Below are 21,158 nucleotides of genomic sequence, written 5' to 3'. Positions count from 1 at the left end.
GGCGACATCGTCGGCCCGGCCTCGCGCCGCAGACAGATCGGTTGTCACCCATGGGCCTCAGGGAATCGTCCGACGCGCTAAAATGCCGGATTACGTCCCTCACGCTTGCGCCCTCGCCATGACTCCTGCGGCAGACAACGATCTCGACGAAAGCAAGTTCCTGACGTTTCCGGATTCGCCTTATCAGCTCTACTGCCCATTTGCCGCGGCCGGCGATCAGCCGGCGGCTATCGCTCAGTTGACCGAGGGCGTGGAGGACGGGCTCGCCTTCCAGACCTTGCTCGGCGTCACCGGCTCCGGCAAGACGTTCACCATGGCGAACGTCTTGGCGCGGCTTGGGCGGCCGGCCATTGTGTTCGCACCGAACAAGACCCTCGCCGCGCAGCTCTACTCGGAATTCCGCGAGTTCTTCCCGCGAAATGCGGTGGAGTACTTCGTCTCGTACTACGACTATTACCAGCCGGAAGCCTACGTTCCGCAGCGCGATCTCTTCATTGAGAAGGATTCGTCCGTCAACGAACACATCGAGCAGATGCGTCTCTCGGCAACGAAGAGCCTGCTGGAGCGGCGCGACGTGGTCATCGTGGCGACGGTCTCGGCGATTTACGGTATCGGCAATCCGAGCGAATACCATCGGATGATTCTGACGATTCGGCAGGGCGACAAGCTGGGGCAGCGCGAGATCATCGCGCGCCTGATCGCCATGCAGTACACCCGCAACGAGACCGACTTCGGTCGCGGCACGTTCCGAGTGCGCGGCGACACCATCGACATCTTCCCGGCGGAGCACGCCGAACTGGCGTTGCGCGTCGACCTGTTCGACGACGAAGTCGATACGCTGCAACTGTTCGATCCGCTCACGGGGCGCGTGCGGCAGAAAGTGCCGCGCTTCACGGTGTACCCGTCCTCTCACTACGTGACGCCGCGCGATACGGTGCTGCGCGCCATCGAGACGATCAAGGACGAACTGCGCGAGCGCCTCGACTTCTTCTACAAGGAAGGCAAGCTGGTCGAGGCGCAGCGCCTTGAGCAGCGCACCCGTTTCGATCTGGAGATGTTGCAGGAGCTGGGCTTTTGCAAGGGCATCGAGAACTATTCGAGGCATCTGTCCGGCGCGGCGCCGGGCGAGCCGCCGCCGACCCTCGTCGACTACCTGCCGCCCGATGCGTTGATGTTCCTCGACGAATCGCACGTCCTCATTGGGCAGTTCAACGGCATGTACAACGGCGACCGGGCGCGCAAGGAGAACCTCGTCAACTACGGCTTCCGGCTGCCGTCGGCGCTCGACAACCGTCCGCTCAAGTTTGCCGAATATGAGCGCAAGATGCGTCAGGCCATCTTCGTGTCGGCGACCCCGGCCGATTACGAGGCAAAGCGCACCGGGCAGGTGGTGGAGCAGGTGGTGCGTCCGACCGGCTTGATCGACCCGATCATCATCGTGCGTCCGGCGCAGACACAGGTCGACGATGTGCTGAGTGAGATCAACAAGCGCGTGGCCGTGGGCGAGCGCGTGCTCGTGACCACGCTCACCAAGCGCATGTCAGAGCAGCTCACCGATTATCTGTCGGATAACGGGGTGAAGGTTCGCTATCTGCACAGCGACATCGATACGGTCGAGCGCGTGGAGATCATTCGCGATTTGCGTCTGGGCGCGTTCGACGTGCTGGTCGGGATCAACTTGCTGCGCGAGGGGCTGGATATTCCGGAGGTGTCGCTGGTGGCGATTCTCGATGCGGACAAGGAGGGGTTCCTGCGTTCCGAGCGGTCATTGATTCAGACGATCGGGCGGGCGGCGCGTAACGTTAATGGAACGGCCATCCTCTATGGCGACAAGATGACCGATTCGATGACGCGCGCGATCGGGGAGACGGAGCGTCGCCGTGCCAAGCAGATGGCGCACAACGAGGCACACGGCATCGTGCCGCAGGGGGTGAAGAAGCGCATCAAGGACATCATCGACGGTGTCTACGACCCGCAGGACGCCAAGGCGGAACTGGCCGAAGCCAAGGAGCAGGCGCACTACCAGGACATGTCGGAAAAGCAGTTGGCGCGCGAGATCAAGAAGCTCGAAAAGCAGATGCAGGAGCATGCGCGCAACCTGGAGTTCGAGAAGGCCGCCAAGGCGCGCGACCAGTTGTTGCACGTCAAGGCACTGGTCTTCGGCACCGATGGGGCGAGCGAGGCGGAGTTGGGGCCGAAGGCATGAAAACGACCTCCGTTCTCTTCGTCTGCATGGGCAACATTTGCCGCTCCCCCAGCGCCGACGGCATCTTTCGTCACCGGCTGGCCACCGCTGGGCTCACCGACGTGATCGCCGTCGATTCGGCGGGCACGCACAGTTATCACCTCGGTCACGCGCCCGACGAACGCACGCAGGCCGCTGCCGAGCGGCGAGGCTATGACCTGAGCGCACTGCGTGCGCGCCGCGTCGATGCCGATGACTTCGTGCGCTTCGAATGGATCGTGGCGATGGACAACGCCAACGTCGCCGAACTCGTGGCGCGCTGTCCGGCTGAGTATCGTCACAAGATCGTGCGTCTGATGGACTTTGCCACGCGGCACGACGCCACCGAAGTGCCTGATCCGTATTACGGCGGTGCAAAGGGCTTCGAGACGGTGCTCGACTACATCGAAGACGGGCTCGACGGCCTGCTCGCCCATCTGGAAACGCACCTCTGAGCGTCGGCGACGTTGCGTGGCGCGGTCTGTCCTGTAGTACTGTGCTTTTCTCCTCCCCCTTCACCTCGTCTCCCATCGATGCTCACTTCGCTCACTTCGTACTGGCGTAAATGGCGTGCCTCGCGTCACGCCGGTCATCAGCTCGACGAACTGCTTGCGCACGCCGATCCGTCTGCACCGCTGGCGGTCCGCAACCAATGGCTGATCGAATTGGCGCACTGGGTGCAAAAGCGCGGCGCCCTCGTCAACGAGGCGCGCGGGGAAGGGGAGGCGGCGCGCTATCGCCCGCACACGCGGCTGCGCTATCTGCTGCAGATGCTCGAGCGAAACCCCGCATGGCGACTCCCTGTGGCGCGCACGCTGCGCAGCGTCGTTGCCGAGAGCGACGCCATTTCGCTGCTGTGCGATACCGGCATGCCGGTGCGCCCGGGGTTTTGGGGGGCGCTGGTCGAGCGCGTTGAGAAGGCGCTGATTCCACCACCGCCGACGCGGCGCGATCTCTCGGCACTGTGCTCGCTGATGTTTCCCGATGGCGACGCCGCCGACTGGATCGCCGCCATGCCGCCGGCATTGCTGGCCGACCTCATCGCGCTCTTGCATGAAGGCGAGGACGATGATGACAACACCGACTGGAACCCTTTCGGCGAGGACTTGCTCGTCGCGATGCACCACCTCGTCGACCAGATTGGGTCGACCGGTCTGTCGCAGGCGGTGCGCTCGCGCCTGGCGTATCCGCGCGCCACCGAATCGCCGTTCTACCAGATCGGACGCGCCATGCAGGCGCTCGAATCGGCTGGGCAGGCGTTCGCCCATGGCGCGCCGCCGTCGCAGCACTTCGTGCAGCAGATCAACGTGTTCCGCGCGCTGATCGACGACTGCGCGCGCGCGGCGCGTCAGGTCTATGCCCATCTGGACGAAAACGGCGTGAGCGTGGACATCGTGTTTCAGGTCGAACGCACCAAGGCGCGGATCCGTCGGCTCGAGCGTCTGCTCGAAGCCTGGCTCACGCACGGCGAGAGCGGCGATCGCGCCGTCGCGCGGGTGCAACTCCTCGCCGATCTGGTGCGCGCGAACCGGGCGAGCCAGAGCGTGGGCGAATTGGCGCGCACGTCGTTCGGGCTGTTGGCGCGCAAGGTCGTCGAGCGCAGCGCCGAGACGGGCGAGCATTACATCGCCCGCAATCGCAGCGAGTACTTCACCATGCTGAAGATGGCGTGCGGCGGCGGTCTGGTGACGGTGGTGACTGTCTACGTCAAGTTCCTGATTGCGAGCGCGCACCTGCCGACGGTCGTCGAAGGCTTCCTCGCCGGGGCCAACTACGCGCTCTGCTTCCTGTTCATGCACTTCTGCCATTTCACGCTCGCGACCAAGCAGCCGGCCATGACCGCGCCGGCCATCGCCCGCAAGCTCGACGATGTCGACACGCCCGCCGGTATGGACGCCTTCGTGGGCGAGGTCATCGCTCTCGTGCGTACGCAAGCGGCCGCTATCTTCGGCAACCTGGCGGTGGTGTTCCCGTTCTGCCTGCTGGTGCAATGGACGGTGTCGGCGGTGCTTGGCATGAACACGATTCCGCCCGAAAAAGCCCATGCGACGCTGAGTTCGTTCTCGATATTGGGTATCACGCCGCTGTTCGCGGCCATGACGGCGGTGCTGTTGTGGTTCTCCAGTCTGATTTCAGGCTGGGCCGACAATTGGTTTGCGCTGCACGGCATCGGGGATGTGCTGGCCTACAACCGACGTCTGCGCTTCGTCTTCGGACGGAACGGGGCGGCGCGGCTGGCAGACGCGTGCCGCCGTCACATTGCCCCGGTGCTCGGGAATCTGACGCTCGGCTTCATGCTGGGTCTCGTGCCGGCGGTGCTGACGGCGTTCGCGCTGCCGTTCGAGGTGCGCCACGTCACGTTGTCGACCGGCGCGATCGCGACGTCGATCGGCGTGCTGGGAATGCCGGTGCTGCGCGATCCGGCGCTCTGGCTGGCCGTTGCCGGTGTCGGGTCGATGGCGCTGCTCAACGTCGGTGTGAGTTTCGCGTTAGCATTCCACATGGCGCTCAGATCGCGTCCCCTGCCAATGGGCGACCGCCGGCACATTTACCGTGCCCTCTGGCGCGCCGTGCTATGCAATCCGCTGGTGCTGCTGTTCCCCCTGCGCGCCCCCCAGGCGAACGCGCGTCCCGAAAACTAGCAAATTTCCCAAATGGGCGGCGGAACTTTTGCAAAAAATGGGCCAGAAGTACTTGACTGATTTCGTAGGGAATTTATACTTGACGAAAATAGTCGAGATTAATCCCCTGCATCCTCATGAGACTTACCACGAAAGGCCGTTTCGCCGTCACGGCGATGATCGACCTGGCCATGCGCCAGGACGCGGGTCCCGTGACGCTTGCGGGCATTAGTCAGCGTCAACGGATTTCCCTCTCTTACCTGGAACAGTTGTTCGGCAAGCTGCGCCGCCACGAGATCGTGGAGAGCGTGCGTGGGCCGGGCGGCGGATACAGTCTGGCGCGTCGCGCGGAAGAGGTGACGGTCGCGGACATCATCATCGCGGTCGACGAACCGCTCGACGCCACGCAGTGCGGCAGCAAGGGCAATTGCGAGAAGGGCCAGGACGGCCATCGCGGCCACTGCATGACGCACGAGCTGTGGGCAACGCTCAACCAGAAGATGGTCGAGTATCTCGATTCGGTTTCGCTGCGCGACCTCGTCGAGCAGCAGCGCAGCAAGCAGGCCCAACAGGCCGTGCTGCACGACACGCGCGAGTCCGGCACACCCAGCCAGACCATTGCCACGCGCATTCCCAATTCGGTCTTCGATATGGCCCGTTCTTAACTGGCGCCACGGCACGATCCTGGAGCACCCATGAAAAACGACACCCTCAACCTCCCCATTTACATGGATTACAGCGCCACGACGCCGATTGACCCGCGCGTCGTGGACAAGATGTTGCCGTACCTGCGCGAGCAGTTCGGCAACCCGGCATCGCGCAGCCACTCGTTCGGCTGGGCCGCCGAGCAGGCCGTGGAAGAGGCACGCGAGGAAGTCGCCAAGCTGGTGAACGCCGATCCGCGCGAGATCGTCTGGACGTCGGGCGCCACCGAGTCGAACAACCTCGCCATCAAGGGCGCGGCGCACTTCTACCAAGGCAAGGGCAAGCACCTCGTCACGGTGAAGACCGAACACAAGGCCGTGCTCGACACAACGCGCGAGCTGGAGCGCGAAGGCTTCGAAGTCACGTATCTGGATGTCAAGGACGACGGTCTGCTCGATCTCGACGTCTTCAAGGCCGCGCTGCGTCCGGACACGATTCTCGTGTCGATCATGGCGGTGAACAACGAAATCGGCGTCATCCAGGACATCGAGACGCTCGGAGAGATCTGCCGCGAGAAGGGCATCATCTTCCACGTCGACGCCGCACAGGCCACGGGCAAGATGCCCATCGACCTGGCCAAGCTGAAGGTCGACCTGATGTCGTTCTCGGCGCACAAGACGTATGGCCCGAAGGGCATCGGCGCGCTGTACGTGCGTCGCAAGCCGCGTGTGCGCATCGAGGCACAGATTCACGGCGGCGGTCACGAACGCGGCATGCGTTCGGGCACGCTCGCCACGCACCAGATCGTGGGCATGGGCGAGGCGTTCCGTCTGGCGCGTGAAGAGATGGCGACGGAGAACGAGCGCGTGCGCATGCTGCGCGATCGTCTGCTGCGCGGTCTGACGGAAATGGAAGAAGTGTATGTGAACGGCGACATGGAAAAGCGTGTGCCGCACAACCTGAACATCAGCTTCAATTTTGTCGAAGGCGAGTCGCTGATCATGGCGATCAAGGACGTTGCGGTGTCGTCGGGTTCGGCGTGCACGTCGGCCTCGCTGGAGCCGTCGTACGTGTTGCGTGCGCTGGGTCGCAACGACGAACTGGCGCACAGCTCGATTCGCTTCACGGTGGGTCGCTTTACGACCGAGCAGGAAGTCGACTATGTGGTCGATCTGCTCAAGGCCAAGATCGGCAAGCTGCGCGATCTGTCGCCGCTGTGGGAAATGTACAAGGACGGGGTCGATCTGAATTCGATCCAGTGGGCCGCACACTGAGCATTCAAGGAGTTAGCCATGTCTTACAGCAAGGAAGTTCTGGATCACTACGAAAACCCGCGCAACGTCGGTTCGTTCGAAAAGGGCGATGACGCCGTCGGCACGGGCATGGTCGGCGCACCGGCGTGCGGCGACGTGATGAAGCTGCAGATTCGCGTGAACGAAGCCGGCGTGATCGAAGACGCCAAGTTCAAGACCTACGGCTGCGGCTCGGCGATTGCGTCGTCGTCGCTGGTCACCGAGTGGGTCAAGGGCAAGACGCTCGATCAGGCGCTCGATATCAAGAACACCCAGATCGCGCAGGAGCTGGCGCTGCCGCCGGTGAAGATTCACTGCTCGATTCTGGCCGAAGACGCCATCAAGGCGGCCGTGGCCGACTACAAGCAGAAGCACGGCCAGACGGCCGAGCCGGCCAAGGCTGCGTAAGCGGCACGACGGATAAAGGAATCAGGCAACCATGGCCATTACATTGACCGAGAAGGCCGCGCAGCACGTTTCGCGTTATCTGACGCGGCGCGGCAAGGGCGTGGGCCTGCGGCTGGGCGTGAAGACGACCGGCTGCTCGGGCCTGGCCTACAAGCTGGAATACGCCGACGACGTGGCGGGCGAGGACACGGTCTTCGAGAGCCACGGCGTGAAGGTGATCGTCGATCCGAAGAGTCTGCCGTATATCGATGGCACCGAGCTGGACTTCGCGCGCGAAGGCTTGAACGAAGGGTTTCGCTTCAACAATCCGAACGTCAAGGATGAGTGCGGCTGCGGCGAGTCGTTCCGGATCTGACACTGCGCCGTTGCGCGAGATCGTCGGGTTCCGGCAGGACGACGAAGGCCAATGGGTCGCGCGTCTGGCGTGCGGGCATGGGCAACATGTCCGGCATCTTCCCCCGTGGCAGATCCGGACATGGACGCAAAGCGCGGCAGGCCGCGACGCGATGCTCGGTAGCCGGTTGCGCTGCCGCAAATGTGAGCGCGGCGAGCCGCCCGACGCGTGAGGCGGTGGGCCTCGCCTGGCGGCGGTCGCCATGGCAGCGAAATAGGTCGCCGGACCGTCGGACGGTTCGGCGCCGAAGCAGCAGCGTAGGCAACGAGGCGGCGCGAGCCGCTTTTTTTACGGGCCGACGGTGGGTGGCATGGCGCGCATGGCGCGACGTCCCCTCGCATGGGCGCCCTGGATGGATGATGAGTGCGCGATGAGTGCATTGACTGACAACTACTTCACGCTGTTCGATCTGCCGCAGCGCTTTGCGCTCGACGCAGACGCGCTCGACGCGGCCTACCGAGCCGTGCAATCGCGCGTGCATCCAGATCGATTCGCGAGTGCGAGCGATGCCGAACGCCGCGTGGCCATGCAATGGGCCGCGCAGGCGAACGCCGCCTACCGCACGCTGCGCGACCCGCTGCAACGCGCGACGTATCTGCTCACGCTGCAGGGCATCGATGTGGGCGCGGAGAACAACACCGCGATGGCCCCCGATTTCCTGATGCAGCAGATGGAGTGGCGCGAAGCCATCGACGACGCCGTGGACGCGCGCAATATCGGCGCTCTGGAAACCCTTGCCAAATCGTTGCGCGAGGATCGTCGCGTGCGGCTCGCCAAGTTGGGCGACTGGCTCGAGAGCCAGGCCTGGCAACCGGCCGCCGAAGCCGTGCGGCAACTGATGTTCATTGCGCGCGCCGACGAAGACATCGCGCAGCGCATCGAAATGCTGGAAAACGCGTGACGGCCCGGTGCGGCGCCGTCACATGTCATTGAGAACTGCTTGAGAACAGGGCGGCCGCGCGAGCGCGCCGCCCGCATTGCAAAGTCATGGCCCTTCTGCAAATTTCCGAACCCGGCATGTCCCCCGCGCCGCATCAGCGGCGACTCGCCGTGGGCATCGACCTGGGCACGACGCATTCGCTCGTGGCCTCTGTACGTAGCGGGGTGGCCGAAGTGCTCCCGGACGAACAGGGCCGCGTGCTGCTGCCGTCCGTCGTGCGCTATCTGGGCGGTCCCCGTACCCAGATCGGCTACGACGCCCGTGCGGCTGCCGCCAGCGATCCGCGCAACACCATCGTCTCGGTCAAGCGATTCATGGGCCGGGGTCTGGCCGATGTTGCCCATGCCGACAACGCGCCGTACGATTTCGTCGACGCGCCGGGCATGGTGCAGATGACGACGGCCGGCGGCGTCAAGAGCCCGGTGGAAGTGTCTGCCGAAATTCTCGCCACGTTGCGTCAGCGCGCCGAAGACACGCTCGGCGACGATCTGGTGGGCGCCGTGATCACCGTGCCCGCGTACTTCGACGACGCGCAGCGTCAGGCCACCAAGGATGCCGCGCGTCTGGCCGGCCTGAATGTGTTGCGTCTGCTCAATGAGCCCACGGCGGCCGCGATCGCCTACGGTCTCGACAATGCGGCCGAAGGCCTTTACGCGGTCTACGACCTGGGTGGCGGCACGTTCGACATCTCGATTCTGCGACTGACGAAGGGCGTGTTCGAAGTGCTCGCGGCGGGCGGCGATTCCGCGCTTGGCGGCGACGACTTCGATCAGGCGATCTACCGCTGGGCGGTGGCGGAGGCCGGTCTCGACGCGGCTTCGCTCACGCCTGAGGATGTGCGCGGCTTGCTCGATCACGCGCGCACCGCCAAGGAAGCGTTGACCGACGCCGCGCAAACGACGATCGCCCTGACGCTGTCTGGCGAGCGCAACCTCGCGTTGACGCTCACGCGCGACCAATTCACGGCGCTGGGCGCGCCGCTCGTGCAACGCACGATCGGCCCGATGCGCAAGGCGCTGCGCGACGCCGGCATGGGCCCGGACGACGTCAAGGGCGTCGTGCTCGTCGGCGGCGCCACGCGCATGCCGCAAGTGCGTGCCGCGGTTGCGACCTTCTTCGGACGCGAACCGCTGATCGATCTCGATCCGGATCAGGTGGTGGCGCTCGGCGCTGCCGTGCAGGCCAATCTGCTGGCCGGCAATCAGGCGGAAGGTGACGACTGGCTGCTGCTCGACGTGATTCCGCTGTCGCTCGGTGTCGAGACGATGGGGGGCCTCGTCGAGAAGATCATTCCGCGTAACGCCACGATTCCCGTGGCGCGTGCGCAGGAATTCACCACGTTCAAGGACGGCCAGACGGCGATGGCCGTTCACGTGCTGCAAGGCGAGCGTGAGCTGGCGTCCGATTGCCGCTCGCTGGCCCGGTTCGAATTGCGCGGCATTCCGCCGATGACGGCCGGCGCGGCACGTATTCGCGTGACGTATCAGGTCGACGCCGATGGGCTGCTCTCCGTCTCCGCCCAGGAGTTGCACTCGGGCGTGGCGGCCTCTATCGAGGTCAAGCCGTCGTACGGTCTGGCGGACGACGATATCTCGCGCATGCTGCAAGACAGCTTCGGTTCGGCCGAAGCGGATATGCGCGCCCGTGCGCTGCGCGAGCAGCAAGTGGAAGCCGAGCGTCTGCTGGTCGCGATCGACAGCGCCTTGCAGGCGGACCCGGAACTGCTCGACGCCGACGAGCGCGCACAGATCGACGGCTTGCTGGCCGAGTTGCGCCAGAAGGCGTCCGGCGACGATCAGATTGCCATCAAGACGGCGACCGAAACGCTCTCGCATGCGACCGACGCGTTTGCCGCGCGCCGCATGGACAAGAGCATCCGCGCGGCGCTGGCTGGCCGGCGCGTGGCGGACATCGACAAACTGTAAGACACACACGGAAAGCCAAAGCCATGCCTCAAATTGTTGTATTGCCTCACGTCGAGCTGTGCCCCGAGGGCGCGGTGCTGGACGTTCCGACCGGCACCACCGTGTGCAGAGCGTTGTTGGACAACGGCATTGAAATCGAACACGCGTGCGAGTTGTCGTGCGCGTGCACCACGTGCCACGTAATCGTGCGCGAGGGTTTCGAGGCGTTGGAGCCGGCCGAAGACGAGGAAGAGGATCTGCTCGACAAAGCCTGGGGCCTGGAGCCGACATCGCGCCTGTCGTGCCAGACGAAGATGCCCGCCGACACCGATCTGGTCGTCGAGATTCCGAAGTACACGATCAATCACGCCAAGGAAAGCCACTGATCGACGCCGTTTGGCGTTGCGTGGCGACACGTCAGAAGAAGAGGACCCTGCCCATGAAATGGACCGACATTCAGGACATCGCGATTGCGCTTACCGAGGCGCATCCCGACATCGACCCGCAATACGTGCGCTTTACCGACCTGCATCAGTGGGTGATGGCGCTCGACGGCTTTGACGACGCGCCTGACCGTGCCGGTGAGAAGGTGCTCGAAGCGATTCAGATGGCGTGGATCGACGAGGTCTGACCCGACGATCGCGCAGGGCGCGCGACGCTGCCGCAGAGACAAAAGCCGCTCATGACGAGCGGCTTTTGCGTTAACGCGAGCTCCGTTGCGGCACGAACGGGGTCACGCGGATCCCACGCCCTTAGCCCGCGCGCACCAGCCCGTTGTTTTCGAGCCGCACGCGATCCCCCGGCTGCACGCCAGGGGCGGACTGATAGGTCCAGTAGCGCGTCTTGCCGGTATCCATGCGCACGTACACGCGATACACGGTTTCGGAGCGAACGCGCTTCTCGACTTCGTTGCCGGCCAGACCGCCGCCCAGCGCGCCGACCACGGTCATCGCCGTGCGGCCGTTACCCGCGCCAAACTGGTTGCCGAGCAGGCCGCCAGCAACGGCACCGCCGACGGCGCCCAGGCCCGAGGCCTGACCTTGCGTGCTGATTGGTTCCACCGACTGCACCGTGCCGCACGTCGAGCATGTCGCCGCCTGACGCTGTGCGGGGGCGGCCGAGGATTGGGCATATGACGGCTGCGGCGCCGGGGCCCGTTGTGCCGGTGCCCGCTGCGGCGCGTACTGAGCTTGCTGCGGCGCGTATTGCGTCTGCTGGGCCTGCTGCTGCGTCGGCTGCTCCGTCAACGGCGAGCTGCGCATCGCGTTCGAAGACGGCTGTTGGGCCGACGTCAGCGCGTACTGCGAATGATCGACGGTCGTTGCGGGGCCGTCGGTGCTTTTGGCGACAGGGAGCACGCCCGTGATGGCGGCAACGCCGAGCAGGCTGACGACCACGATACTGCCGGCTGCGGCAGCGACCAGCGGATGCATGCGGCGCGGTTGAAGTTCGTTATTCATGTGGTTTTTCTCCATCGTGCGGTTGTGGCGAACCCCATTCTTCGTGCTGACAGGCACGGGAGGCTTCGCATGAGAAAAGTCTCCGTCATGGCAGGCGCGGCATCCGTTTCATTTTGTAACGCGATGTAAGATGTGCATCGCGGCAGTCCCAGGCGAGTGCCCTTCGACTGACTGCTAATTCATTGAAAAATATGAAGTTTTTTCTCGGTTGACGGGGCGCTTCGTCGTCATCGTGCGCGGTTGTCATCACAATTGAAACAAGTCGCGCCGCGCGCATAATGGCACGCATTGTCCGTCAACGTCCTTCTTGCCGATTCGTCCCAACGCCATGATCGATACGCTGCCGCTGCTGGATACCCCGCTCGACGCCGCAAGCCACGCGCACCTCTATCCGTACGTGGTACAACGCGCGTGGGTCGACGTCCACGATCCGCAAGGGGAGGTCAGCGAACCGTTTTCGGACGACGTTTTCGTGACGCTCGTGCTCGATGGCACGGCTGGACTACGCCGGCTGCAGGGCGAGGATTTGCGCGCGGCCGGTCTGACGTTCGAGGCGGCATTTGCGCAAGCCGCGTCGAATCTCGCGCGCGCATGGAAGGCGGGGCATTTCGAGTTCGGCATTGCGCGACTTGACGACGGCACGCCGATTGCCGGCTGTCGCGGCAATTGGATGGCACCGGCTGGCGGCCTGGTGCTGGGCAATCTCTACCAGTCGATGGTCGAGCATTTCGAGGTGACGGACTTTGCGGCCGTCCCCGTCAATCGCACATTGCTTCTCGCGTTTCCGACCGATGCCAAAACGCTGTCGTCGCTGGCGTTACGGCAATTGGTGGAAGGGGCGGCGAGCGGTGCGATTCTCCCCATCGCGCGCACCTGGTTGCGGCTCGATGGGGAGTGGCCGTCCGCCTATCGCGGCGTTCCGGCCTTCTAAGCGCTCCAACCGTTCCAAGCGACTCAGTCTTCGCGGCGCAGGTGCGGGAAGAGCAGCACGTCGCGAATGTTCGGACTGTCGGTGAGCAGCATGATCAGACGGTCGATGCCGATGCCGCAGCCGCCCGTCGGGGGCATGCCGTACTCGAGCGCGCGAATGTAATCCGCGTCGTAATACATGGCCTCTTCGTCGCCCGCGTCCTTCTGCTCGACCTGCGCACGAAAGCGTGCGGCCTGATCTTCCGGGTCGTTCAACTCGGAGAAGCCGTTGGCGATCTCGCGGCCCGTGATGAACAGTTCGAAGCGCTCGGTGATGCCTGGCACGGTATCGGACTCGCGCGCGAGCGGCGAGACTTCCACCGGATAGTCGACGATGAAAGTCGGCTCCCACAACTGGCTCTCGGCCGTCTCTTCGAACAGGGCCAGTTGCAGCGCACCGAGGCCCGCGTTCTTGAACTGCGGCGCATCGACCTTCACGCCATACTTGCCCAGCGCGCCACGCACGAATTCGATGTCGGCCAGTTGCGCTTCGGTGAACTCGGGCGCGTACTTGCGAATCGCTTCGACGATCGTCAGGCGGTGGAACGGCTTGGACAAATCGAGTTCGCGGCCCTGGTACTCGATGGTCGCGGTGCCGCGCGCGTCGAGTGCGGCGTTGCGGATCAGCGCTTCGGTGAAGTCCATCAGCCAACGGTAGTCCGTGTAGGCCGCGTAGAACTCCATCATCGTGAATTCCGGGTTGTGGCGCGGCGATACGCCTTCATTGCGGAAGTTACGGTTGATCTCGAACACACGCTCGAAGCCGCCAACGATCAGGCGCTTCAGATACAGCTCCGGCGCGATACGCAGATACATCTGCATGTCGAGCGCGTTGTGGTGCGTGATGAACGGCTTGGCCGCGGCGCCGCCCGGAATCGGGTGCAGCATCGGCGTTTCGACTTCCATGAAGTCGGCGTCGGTCATGTACTTGCGCATCGACGCGATGGCCTTCGCGCGGGCGCGGAACGTGCTGCGCGTCTCGGGCGAGGTGATCAGGTCGACGTAGCGCTGACGGTACTTCGTCTCCTGGTCGGACAGGCCGTGGAACTTGTCCGGCAGCGGGCGCAGCGCCTTGGCGAGCAGACGCAGTGCCTTCACCTTGACCGACAGTTCGCCGGTGCGCGTGCGGAACAGCGTGCCGGTCGCGGCGACGATATCGCCGATGTCCCAGCCCTTGAAGGCGGTCATGGCATCGGCGCCGACGTCGTCGCGGCCGATGAAGAACTGGATCTGACCGCTGCCGTCCTGCACGGTGGCGAAGGCGGCCTTGCCCATCACGCGCTTGAGCATCATGCGACCGGCCACCGACACGGGGACGGGCTCGGCTTCGAGCACCTCGTTGTTCACGTCCTGATAGCGCGCCTGCAGGTCGCCGGCGTGCTGTTCGGGACGGAAGTCGTTCGGGAACGCCACGCCGTTGGCACGCAGCGCCTGCAGTTTCTCGCGACGCTCCGCGATGAGCTTGTTGTCGTCGTGCGGCAGGTCGCCCGCCGGGGTGCCCGTGTGGGCCGGAGTATTGTGATCGGTCATGGTGCGAGCGATGAAGTTATTCGGTAAAACGCAGCGTGTGCAGCAGGGCATTCTTGAGCAAGCCGTCGGGCGTGCCCAGCCAGATCAATTCGGTGCGGTCCTGATGCGGTCCGGCATTGGCCGCCGCACTCGGGTCCCGCACGAACAGCGCCGCGATCGCCTGTGAGCGCGGCTCATACAAAATGTGGACATACTCGCTCGGGCAATCGTGCGGCTTGCAGCTCTGCACCAGCAACCAGGGCTTGCCGGCGACGCTCACGCGTTGCGACGGCGTCGATGTGCCACCCTGACGCACCCACGCGGGAACGTTGCGTGGCGTGGTGATGCGCGCATAGGCCCCCGAGAAGTCCGGGCGCTTGAGCAATTCATGCAGGTACGGTCCCGTCTCGGGATTGGCTCCCGGTGCGCCCGGTGTACTGGCCGGGGCAGCAACGGCGGCGCACTGCAGACACAGCGCGCTCACCCCCCACACGGCTAGCGTGCGGACAAACGCCATTCCTTACACTCCCTGCTTGAGACTCGCGGAGATGAAGTCGTCCAGGTCGCCGTCGAGTACCTTGCCGGTATTACCGGTTTCCACGCCGGTGCGCAGGTCCTTGACGCGTGACTGGTCGAGCACGTACGAGCGAATCTGATGGCCCCAGCCCACATCGGTCTTGCTCGACTCCAGCTTGTCCTGCTCGGCACGACGCTTGCGCATTTCATGTTCGAACAGGCGCGAGCGGAGCATGTCCCACGCTTCGGCGCGGTTGCGGTGCTGCGAACGGTCGTTCTGGCAGGCGACGACAATGCCGGTCGGGATGTGTGTCAGGCGAACGGCGGAATCGGTCTTGTTGATGTGCTGGCCGCCTGCACCGGAGGCGCGATACGTGTCGGTACGCACGTCGGCCGGATTGATTTCGATGTCGATCGAATCATCCACTTCCGGGTACACGAACAGGCTGGCGAACGACGTATGGCGACCGCCCGACGAGTCGAACGGCGACTTGCGCACCAAACGATGCACGCCGGTTTCCGTACGCAGATAGCCGTAAGCGTAGTCGCCGGTGACCTTCAGCGAGGCGCTCTTGATGCCCGCGACATCGCCGTCCGACACTTCGAGCACTTCGGCCTTGAAGCCCTTGCGTTCGCAGTAGCGCAGATATTGGCGCAGCAGCATGCCGGCCCAGTCGTTGGCCTCGGTGCCGCCGGCGCCGGCCTGGATATCGATGAAGCAGTTGTTCGGGTCGGCCGGGGTGTTGAACATCCGGCGGAACTCCATCTCGCCCACACGAGCGGCGAGACCCTGCGTGTCATGCTCAAGCGCCAGCAACGAGTCTTCATCGCCCTCGTCGCGCGACATTTCGAACAGTTCCTGCGTATCGGAAAGGCTGGCGTCGAGTTCGGTCAGGTTGCTGACGATGCTGTCGAGCGCCTTCTTTTCCTTGCCCAGTGCCTGAGCACGCTTGGAATCGTTCCAGATGTTGGGGTCTTCGAGTTCTTTGTTGACTTCAATCAGGCGAGCTTGCTTGACATCGAAGTCAAAGATACCCCCTGAGCTCGCCGACGCGGGTGCGCAGGTCGGCGAGCAGGGATTCAAGTGCGTTTAGGCGTTCGGCTTCCATGAGCTTTGACAGGGGCGAATTCGGGGAAACGAGGATTATAGCGCAGCGAAGCCCCCGTTTCCCCACTTTTCCCGGGCGGATGACGCGTTCCGGACGGCTGGCCACCGCCGTCCGCGCGCAATACAGGCGGTCCTGGCGCCGCCGACGGTCAGCCCTGAGCGTGCTCGACGATCATCTGTACGCGCGAGACGCCGTTGAAGGTGTCGGCGGCCAAGCGATAGGCAAATCGCGCCCGGCTCGGCAAGGTATCGGCGTGATTGAACCAGATGGCGTTGAAGCGCATGCGCCCGCGACCGAGTTGCAACTTCAGGTGCTTGTCCTTGAGGATGGCCTGCGAGAGCACATCGAACTCGCCCGAGAACACGGGCGGCGGGAAACCCTGTCCCCACACCTGTGCGTCGAGCAGGGCGACAAAGGGCGGCACGAAGCACTCGTCGCCGATGTCGCCGTCGGTCTCGATCACGCGCGAGAGCGCCGTCTCGTCGAGCCACGCCTGCCCCACGGCTTCGAATGCCGACTGGAAGCGCGGCAGGGCGTCGGCGGCGATCGTGAGGCCCGCGGCCATCGCGTGACCACCGAACTTGCCGATGAGACCCGGTTCGCGCTTGGTGACGAGATCGAGCGCGTCGCGCAAGTGAAAACCCGGAATCGAGCGGCCGGACCCCTTGATCTGGCCGTCGTCGCCGGGGGCGAACACGATGGTCGGACGGTAGAACTTTTCTTTGAGCCGCGCGGCCACGATCCCGATCACGCCCTGGTGCCAGGTCTCGTTGAACGCGCACAGCGTCGTGGCGGCACGAGGGTCGAAGCGCGCCAGATCGGCCAGGGCTTCCTGCTGCATCCCTGCCTCGATCTCACGGCGCTCGCGATTCATCGCGTCGAGTTCCTGCGCGAGCGTCCAGGCGCGGGCGTCGTCGTCCGTCAGCAGACACTCGATGCCGAGCGACATGTCGGCGAGGCGCCCGGCGGCGTTCAGACGCGGCCCTAGGCCGAAGCCCAGATCGAAACTGCCCGCCTGACGCGCATTGCGGGCGGCCGCGCGAAAAAGCGCATTGATGCCCGGATGCATGCGCCCGGCGCGCATGCGCGACAGCCCTTGCGCCACGAGGATGCGGTTGTTGGCGTCGAGCTTGACCACGTCAGCGACGGTGCCCAGCGCGACCAGGTCGAGCAACGTATCGAGCCGGGGTTGTTCGCGCGCCTCGAACGCCCCGCGCGTGCGCAACTCGGCGCGCAGCGCGAGCAGAACGTAGAACATCACACCGACACCGGCGAGGTTCTTGCTCGGGAATGCGCAGCCCGGCTGGTTGGGATTGACGATACAACGCGCGTTGGGTAATTCGCTGCCCGGCAGATGGTGATCGGTCACCACGACTTCGATGCCGAGCGCCTGCGCGGCGGCCACGCCGTCGAGGCTGGCGATGCCGTTGTCGACGGTGATCAACACGTCGGGCGGTCCCGCCTTGCCTTGCGCGGCCAGTGCCACGATTTCGGGCGTCAGGCCATAGCCGTATTCGAAGCGGTTCGGCACCAGGTACTCGACCTTCGCCCCGAACATGCGCAAGCCGCGCACGGCCACGGCGCAGGCGGTCGCACCGTCGCAATCGTAGTCGGCCACCACGAGCATGCGCTTGCCGGCGGCGATGGCGTCGGCAAGGAAGGCGGCGGCCTCTTGCGCGCCCTTGAGCTGGGTCGGGGGGATCAACCGGGCCAGCGCCGTTTCGGTCTCGGCGGTCTCGGCCACGCCGCGCGACGCGAACAGGCGGGCGAGCACCGGGTGGACGCCGTCGCGCGCGAGGGCGTTGGCCGTCGCGTCGTCGACATGACGGGTGACGATGTCGGTCATGCGACTTCCTCGCCAAGCCGCGCGAGCGGCACCATGCGGGTGGTGAGCGCCTGACGGCGCCAGAACTTGCGCAAGTCGCCGCCGCGCGAGCGCATCGTCACGCTGTGACTGTCGCCGCACAACGTGAGCGAGACTTCGCGGGCCTGGCCCTGGGCGACACGCGCGAGCGCCGGCGCGAGCCAGTGGCGGTCGATGTCGACGAGGGCATCGCGCCAGCGCGCCCAGTCTTCCGTCAGGAAATACGGCGTGAGCGTGTCGAGTTGCACGACGGTTCTGCCGTTCGCGGCAGCAAGGCCGGCGTCGGTGCCGTGCAAGGCGATTTGCAGATGGTTCGCCAGGCCGCGGGTGGCGGGGGCGTCTGCCAGGATCGTCACGCAGGGCCGGTTCAGGCGCGGCGCGGCAATGCGCTGACCGCCGCCATACAGCCAGATGGCATTGACCGGCGGCAGGCCGCGGGCTTCGCGCGCCTGATTGGCCGGATGGTCGTACCAGGCCATCTGGACTTCGTTCTGCCATTTGCGCCACGTCAGTTCGGCCTTGCCTTGCGGCAGCCAGATGTCGACGTTGCGGCCGGCCGCGCGCGCGGGCGACGCGGTGAGCAGGTCGCCCAGCGCCGGCGCGCTCAGGTACCACCGGTCCGGGCGCGGGGCGACGAGGTCGCCGCCGACCTCAGCGAACAGGGCGTGTGCGGTGGCGAACAGGGCGGCTGAATCCTCGTGGCTCAACGCGAGTTCGGCGGGATCGGTCAGTACCAGATGGTCGGTGGCGATGTGGATGTGCGCCGGCTGCGCGCAGTACCAGAACCGGGTGTCGAGCATGCCGCTGTCCTCGAACAGCATGAAAGGCGCGAGCGGCGCGCGCGACGGCCCGCCGGGCAGGCCGAAGGCTTCGGTCAGCCAGCGTTCATGGGGCAGCGTGGGGACGAACGGGTCGGCCGGCACGTCCTGCGCTGCCTGGACGCCGCGCGCGAGCAACTTTTCGAGCGCAGGCAACTCCAAGTTGGCCAGCAGTGCGGGCAAATGGGCCGACGCGGGCAACGCGAACGGCAAGAGAAAGTGCAGGGCAGGTGTATCCATATCGAGGCGAATTGTATGGCAAACTTCGCGCTGGCAGTTGGCTGACCCTCACGTCAGGGGCTGAACGAGCCATGTGTCGAGCCGGGTTCAGGTCGGGTGGCCGCCGGGCCGCGACGACATGGGGCCACGTGGCGGTCAGATACATGGGGGCTGGGCACCGGTGCGGACTGGCGCTGGAACGCTCCGATCTATCCTTATCAAGAATCAGGAATCCGTTTGAAATTCCCATACGAATGGCAGATCGGCTGGCGCTATACGCGCACCGGCAAGCGATCATCCGGCAACGGTTTCATTTCCTTCATTTCATTCATCTCCATGGCCGGCATTGCGCTCGGCGTGGCGGCACTCATCGTGGTGCTGTCGGTGATGAACGGTTTTCAGAAGGAAGTGCGGGACCGCATGCTCTCCGTGCTTGCGCACATCGAAGTCTTCGCGGTCGACGGCAATCTGCCCGACTGGCACCGCACGGCGGCTGAAGCGTTGCAGAACAAGAATGTGATTGCGGCGGCGCCCTACGTGGGCGAGCAGGCGATGCTCACGCGCGAGGACAACGTGCGCGGCGTGGTGTTGCGCGGCATTGTTCCGAGCGAGGAAGCCAAGGTGTCCGATCTCGGCAAGCAGATTACCGAGGGCTCGCTCGCCAACCTCACGCCGGGCAGCTTCGGTATCGTGCTCGGTCGCGAACTGGCGCGGGCGCTGGGCGTGAGCATCGGCGACAAGATCACGCTCGTCGCCCCGCAAGGGACGATCACGCCCGCGGGCGTGTTGCCGCGCGTGAAACAGTTCACGGTGGTGGCCGTTTTCACGGCGGGGCACTACGAATACGACAGCTCGCTGGCGCTCATCGATCTGCACGATGCCGAGACGCTCTTCCGACTCGACGGCCCGACCGGCGTGCGGCTGAAGATCCATGACATGGAGCGGGCGCCGCTCGTGGCGCGCGAGCTGGCCAAAACCCTGTCCGGCAATATGTGGGTGCGCGACTGGACGCAGCAGAACAAGAACTGGTTCATCGCGGTGCAGACCGAAAAGCGCATGATGTTCATCATCCTGACGCTCATCATCGCCGTGGCGGCCTTCAATCTGGTGTCCTCGCTGGTGATGACGGTGACCGACAAATATGCGGACATCGCCATTCTGCGCACGCTGGGCGCACAGCCCGGCTCGATCATGAAGATCTTCATTGTGCAGGGCGTGACGATCGGTTTTGCCGGAGCGCTGCTCGGCGTGGCGCTGGGCTGCCTGATCTCGGTGAATATCGGCACCATCGTGCCATTCATCGAGCACTTGCTGGGTATCCACTTCCTGCCGCAAGACATCTATTTCATCTCCGAATTGCCCTCGGATCTGCAGTCGTCGGACGTGATCCGCATCGGGGTGATTTCGTTCATCCTCTCGGCGCTGGCGACGATCTACCCGAGCTGGCGCGCCTCGCGCGTCAAACCGGCGGAGGCCCTGCGCTATGAGTAACGCCAAGAATCAAGCGAATGCATCGTTGGCCGGTGTGCCGAACCTTGCCTATGACGGACCGGTGCTGCGCGCGCGCGATCTGCACAAGACGTTCCGTCAAGGCCAGCTCAATGTGACGGTGCTCAACGGCGCGAGTCTCGACGTGGCCCCCGGCGAGAAGGTGGCCATCGTGGGCGCGTCGGGATCGGGCAAGAGCACATTGCTGCACGTGTTGGGCGGGCTCGACGATCCGTCGCGCGGCGAGGTGTCGCTGCTCGGCAAGCCGTTTTCGTCGTTGCGCGAGCGCGAAAAGACGTCGCAGCGCAATCAATCGCTCGGCTTCGTCTATCAGTTCCACCACCTGTTGGCCGAGTTTTCGGCGCTCGATAACGTGGCGATGCCGCTGCGCATTCGCCGCTTGCCGACCGAGCAGGCGCAAGCGGTGGCGCAGGCCATGCTCGAGCGTGTCGGGCTCGGCTCGCGTGTGAAGCACCGTCCGTCGGAGTTGTCGGGGGGGAGCGTCAGCGCGTGGCAATGGCGCGCGCGCTGGTCACGCAGCCGGCTTGCGTGCTGGCTGACGAGCCGACCGGCAACCTCGACGGGCATACCGCCGAGACCGTGTTCGAACTGATGCTCGAGTTGTCGGAGACCCTGAAGACCAGCTTCGTGATCGTGACGCACGACATCGATCTGGCGAAGCGCTGCGATCGTGCCCTGCGACTGCGCGATGGGGTGCTGGAACCGGCATGACCGTGGTGCAAGCGCATTAGCGCGAGCGGCGGCTGACGTGCGCGAA

At 64.8% G+C, this 21,158-nt stretch carries 20 protein-coding genes and 1 pseudogene; 15 read left to right on the top strand and 6 right to left on the bottom strand.

Features of this window, described 5'->3' with window-relative positions; all coding sequences use genetic code 11:
- Positions 1-118 precede the first annotated feature (118 nt).
- The 12 genes from uvrB to iscX all read left to right on the top strand — a co-directional run bounded on the left by uvrB (position 119) and on the right by iscX (position 11,059).
- Entirely contained in the window at positions 119-2,206 is a 2,088-nt protein-coding gene (uvrB, locus tag PanNE5_RS21670) for an excinuclease ABC subunit UvrB (protein ID WP_261938790.1), read from the top strand.
- Positions 2,203-2,679: a low molecular weight protein-tyrosine-phosphatase gene (locus tag PanNE5_RS21665; protein WP_261938789.1), complete on the top strand. Its 477-nt coding sequence runs from the start codon at positions 2,203-2,205 to the stop codon at positions 2,677-2,679. Before uvrB ends, PanNE5_RS21665 begins: the two co-directional genes overlap by 4 nt.
- 78 nt (positions 2,680-2,757) lie before the next feature.
- Positions 2,758-4,866, top strand: a complete 2,109-nt coding sequence (locus tag PanNE5_RS21660) for a site-specific recombinase (protein WP_261938788.1) — start codon at positions 2,758-2,760, stop codon at positions 4,864-4,866.
- A gap of 116 nt (positions 4,867-4,982) precedes the next feature.
- Positions 4,983-5,510, top strand: a complete 528-nt coding sequence (gene iscR, locus PanNE5_RS21655) for a Fe-S cluster assembly transcriptional regulator IscR (RefSeq protein ID WP_017234962.1) — start codon at positions 4,983-4,985, stop codon at positions 5,508-5,510.
- Between the two features lie 30 nt (positions 5,511-5,540).
- Positions 5,541-6,764 (top strand): IscS subfamily cysteine desulfurase, encoded by a 1,224-nt coding sequence (locus PanNE5_RS21650; RefSeq protein ID WP_017234963.1) that lies wholly within the window; start codon positions 5,541-5,543, stop codon positions 6,762-6,764.
- Between the two features lie 18 nt (positions 6,765-6,782).
- A complete protein-coding gene (gene iscU / locus PanNE5_RS21645) occupies positions 6,783-7,190 on the top strand; it encodes a Fe-S cluster assembly scaffold IscU (RefSeq protein ID WP_017234964.1) in 408 nt (135 codons plus the stop codon).
- A 31-nt stretch (positions 7,191-7,221) separates the two neighbouring features.
- Entirely contained in the window at positions 7,222-7,545 is a 324-nt protein-coding gene (gene iscA / locus PanNE5_RS21640; protein WP_017234965.1) for an iron-sulfur cluster assembly protein IscA, read from the top strand.
- Complete coding sequence (locus PanNE5_RS21635) at positions 7,511-7,756, top strand: DUF3565 domain-containing protein (protein WP_150563069.1); 246 nt, start codon at positions 7,511-7,513, stop codon at positions 7,754-7,756. The genes iscA and PanNE5_RS21635 overlap by 35 nt, the downstream gene beginning before the upstream one ends.
- 198 nt (positions 7,757-7,954) lie before the next feature.
- A complete protein-coding gene (gene hscB, locus PanNE5_RS21630; protein WP_017234966.1) occupies positions 7,955-8,485 on the top strand; it encodes a Fe-S protein assembly co-chaperone HscB in 531 nt (176 codons plus the stop codon).
- Between the two features lie 86 nt (positions 8,486-8,571).
- Positions 8,572-10,449 carry a Fe-S protein assembly chaperone HscA gene (hscA, locus tag PanNE5_RS21625; RefSeq protein ID WP_261938787.1) on the top strand — a complete coding sequence of 626 codons (1,878 nt, stop codon included), beginning with the start codon at positions 8,572-8,574 and terminating at the stop codon, positions 10,447-10,449.
- Between the two features lie 23 nt (positions 10,450-10,472).
- On the top strand, positions 10,473-10,814 hold the full coding sequence (gene fdx, locus PanNE5_RS21620) for an ISC system 2Fe-2S type ferredoxin (protein WP_017234968.1): 342 nt from the start codon (positions 10,473-10,475) through the stop codon (positions 10,812-10,814).
- 53 nt (positions 10,815-10,867) lie between these two features.
- Positions 10,868-11,059: a Fe-S cluster assembly protein IscX gene (iscX, locus tag PanNE5_RS21615; protein ID WP_017234969.1), complete on the top strand. Its 192-nt coding sequence runs from the start codon at positions 10,868-10,870 to the stop codon at positions 11,057-11,059.
- A 121-nt stretch (positions 11,060-11,180) separates the two neighbouring features.
- Here iscX and PanNE5_RS21610 read toward each other — a convergent pair whose 3' ends face one another.
- The gene (locus PanNE5_RS21610) at positions 11,181-11,888 is read right to left on the bottom strand and encodes a glycine zipper 2TM domain-containing protein (RefSeq protein ID WP_261938786.1); all 708 of its coding nucleotides are present in this window, start codon (positions 11,886-11,888) and stop codon (positions 11,181-11,183) included.
- A 328-nt stretch (positions 11,889-12,216) separates the two neighbouring features.
- Between PanNE5_RS21610 and PanNE5_RS21605 the strand changes: the two genes are divergently transcribed.
- Positions 12,217-12,819: a hypothetical protein gene (locus PanNE5_RS21605; RefSeq protein WP_261938785.1), complete on the top strand. Its 603-nt coding sequence runs from the start codon at positions 12,217-12,219 to the stop codon at positions 12,817-12,819.
- A gap of 23 nt (positions 12,820-12,842) precedes the next feature.
- On the opposite strand, the gene lysS is transcribed toward PanNE5_RS21605, so the two are convergent.
- The 5 genes from lysS to PanNE5_RS21580 form a co-directional block, all read right to left on the bottom strand.
- A complete protein-coding gene (lysS, locus tag PanNE5_RS21600; protein ID WP_261938784.1) occupies positions 12,843-14,387 on the bottom strand; it encodes a lysine--tRNA ligase in 1,545 nt (514 codons plus the stop codon).
- A gap of 16 nt (positions 14,388-14,403) precedes the next feature.
- A complete protein-coding gene (locus PanNE5_RS21595) occupies positions 14,404-14,883 on the bottom strand; it encodes an Ivy family c-type lysozyme inhibitor (protein WP_017234973.1) in 480 nt (159 codons plus the stop codon).
- Positions 14,884-14,886: 3 nt separating this feature from the next.
- Positions 14,887-15,991, bottom strand: a protein-coding gene (prfB, locus tag PanNE5_RS21590) for a peptide chain release factor 2 (protein ID WP_174975058.1) whose coding sequence is annotated in 2 segments (ribosomal slippage) — positions 14,887-15,918 and positions 15,920-15,991 — 1,104 coding nt in all. Because the reading frame shifts where the segments join, the coding sequence is not laid out codon by codon here.
- A 148-nt stretch (positions 15,992-16,139) separates the two neighbouring features.
- Positions 16,140-17,837 carry a single-stranded-DNA-specific exonuclease RecJ gene (gene recJ, locus PanNE5_RS21585; RefSeq protein WP_261938783.1) on the bottom strand — a complete coding sequence of 566 codons (1,698 nt, stop codon included), beginning with the start codon at positions 17,835-17,837 and terminating at the stop codon, positions 16,140-16,142.
- Positions 17,834-18,913: a regulator gene (locus PanNE5_RS21580; protein WP_261938782.1), complete on the bottom strand. Its 1,080-nt coding sequence runs from the start codon at positions 18,911-18,913 to the stop codon at positions 17,834-17,836. The genes recJ and PanNE5_RS21580 overlap by 4 nt, the downstream gene beginning before the upstream one ends.
- A 216-nt stretch (positions 18,914-19,129) precedes the next feature.
- Between PanNE5_RS21580 and PanNE5_RS21575 the strand changes: the two genes are divergently transcribed.
- Both PanNE5_RS21575 and lolD read left to right on the top strand, forming a co-directional pair.
- On the top strand, positions 19,130-20,383 hold the full coding sequence (locus tag PanNE5_RS21575; RefSeq protein ID WP_130025562.1) for a lipoprotein-releasing ABC transporter permease subunit: 1,254 nt from the start codon (positions 19,130-19,132) through the stop codon (positions 20,381-20,383).
- Positions 20,376-21,112, top strand: a pseudogene (lolD, locus tag PanNE5_RS21570) (lipoprotein-releasing ABC transporter ATP-binding protein LolD). The gene PanNE5_RS21575 and the pseudogene lolD overlap by 8 nt, the downstream one beginning before the upstream one ends.
- The last annotated feature ends 46 nt before the right edge of the window (positions 21,113-21,158 follow it).

It is taken from the genome of Pandoraea sp. NE5, assembly GCF_024363545.1.
GTDB classification, from domain to species: Bacteria; Pseudomonadota; Gammaproteobacteria; order Burkholderiales; family Burkholderiaceae; genus Pandoraea; species Pandoraea cepalis.
The sequence above is the reverse complement of the archived record's forward strand: the minus strand, read 5'-3'. Positions and strand labels throughout refer to the sequence as shown.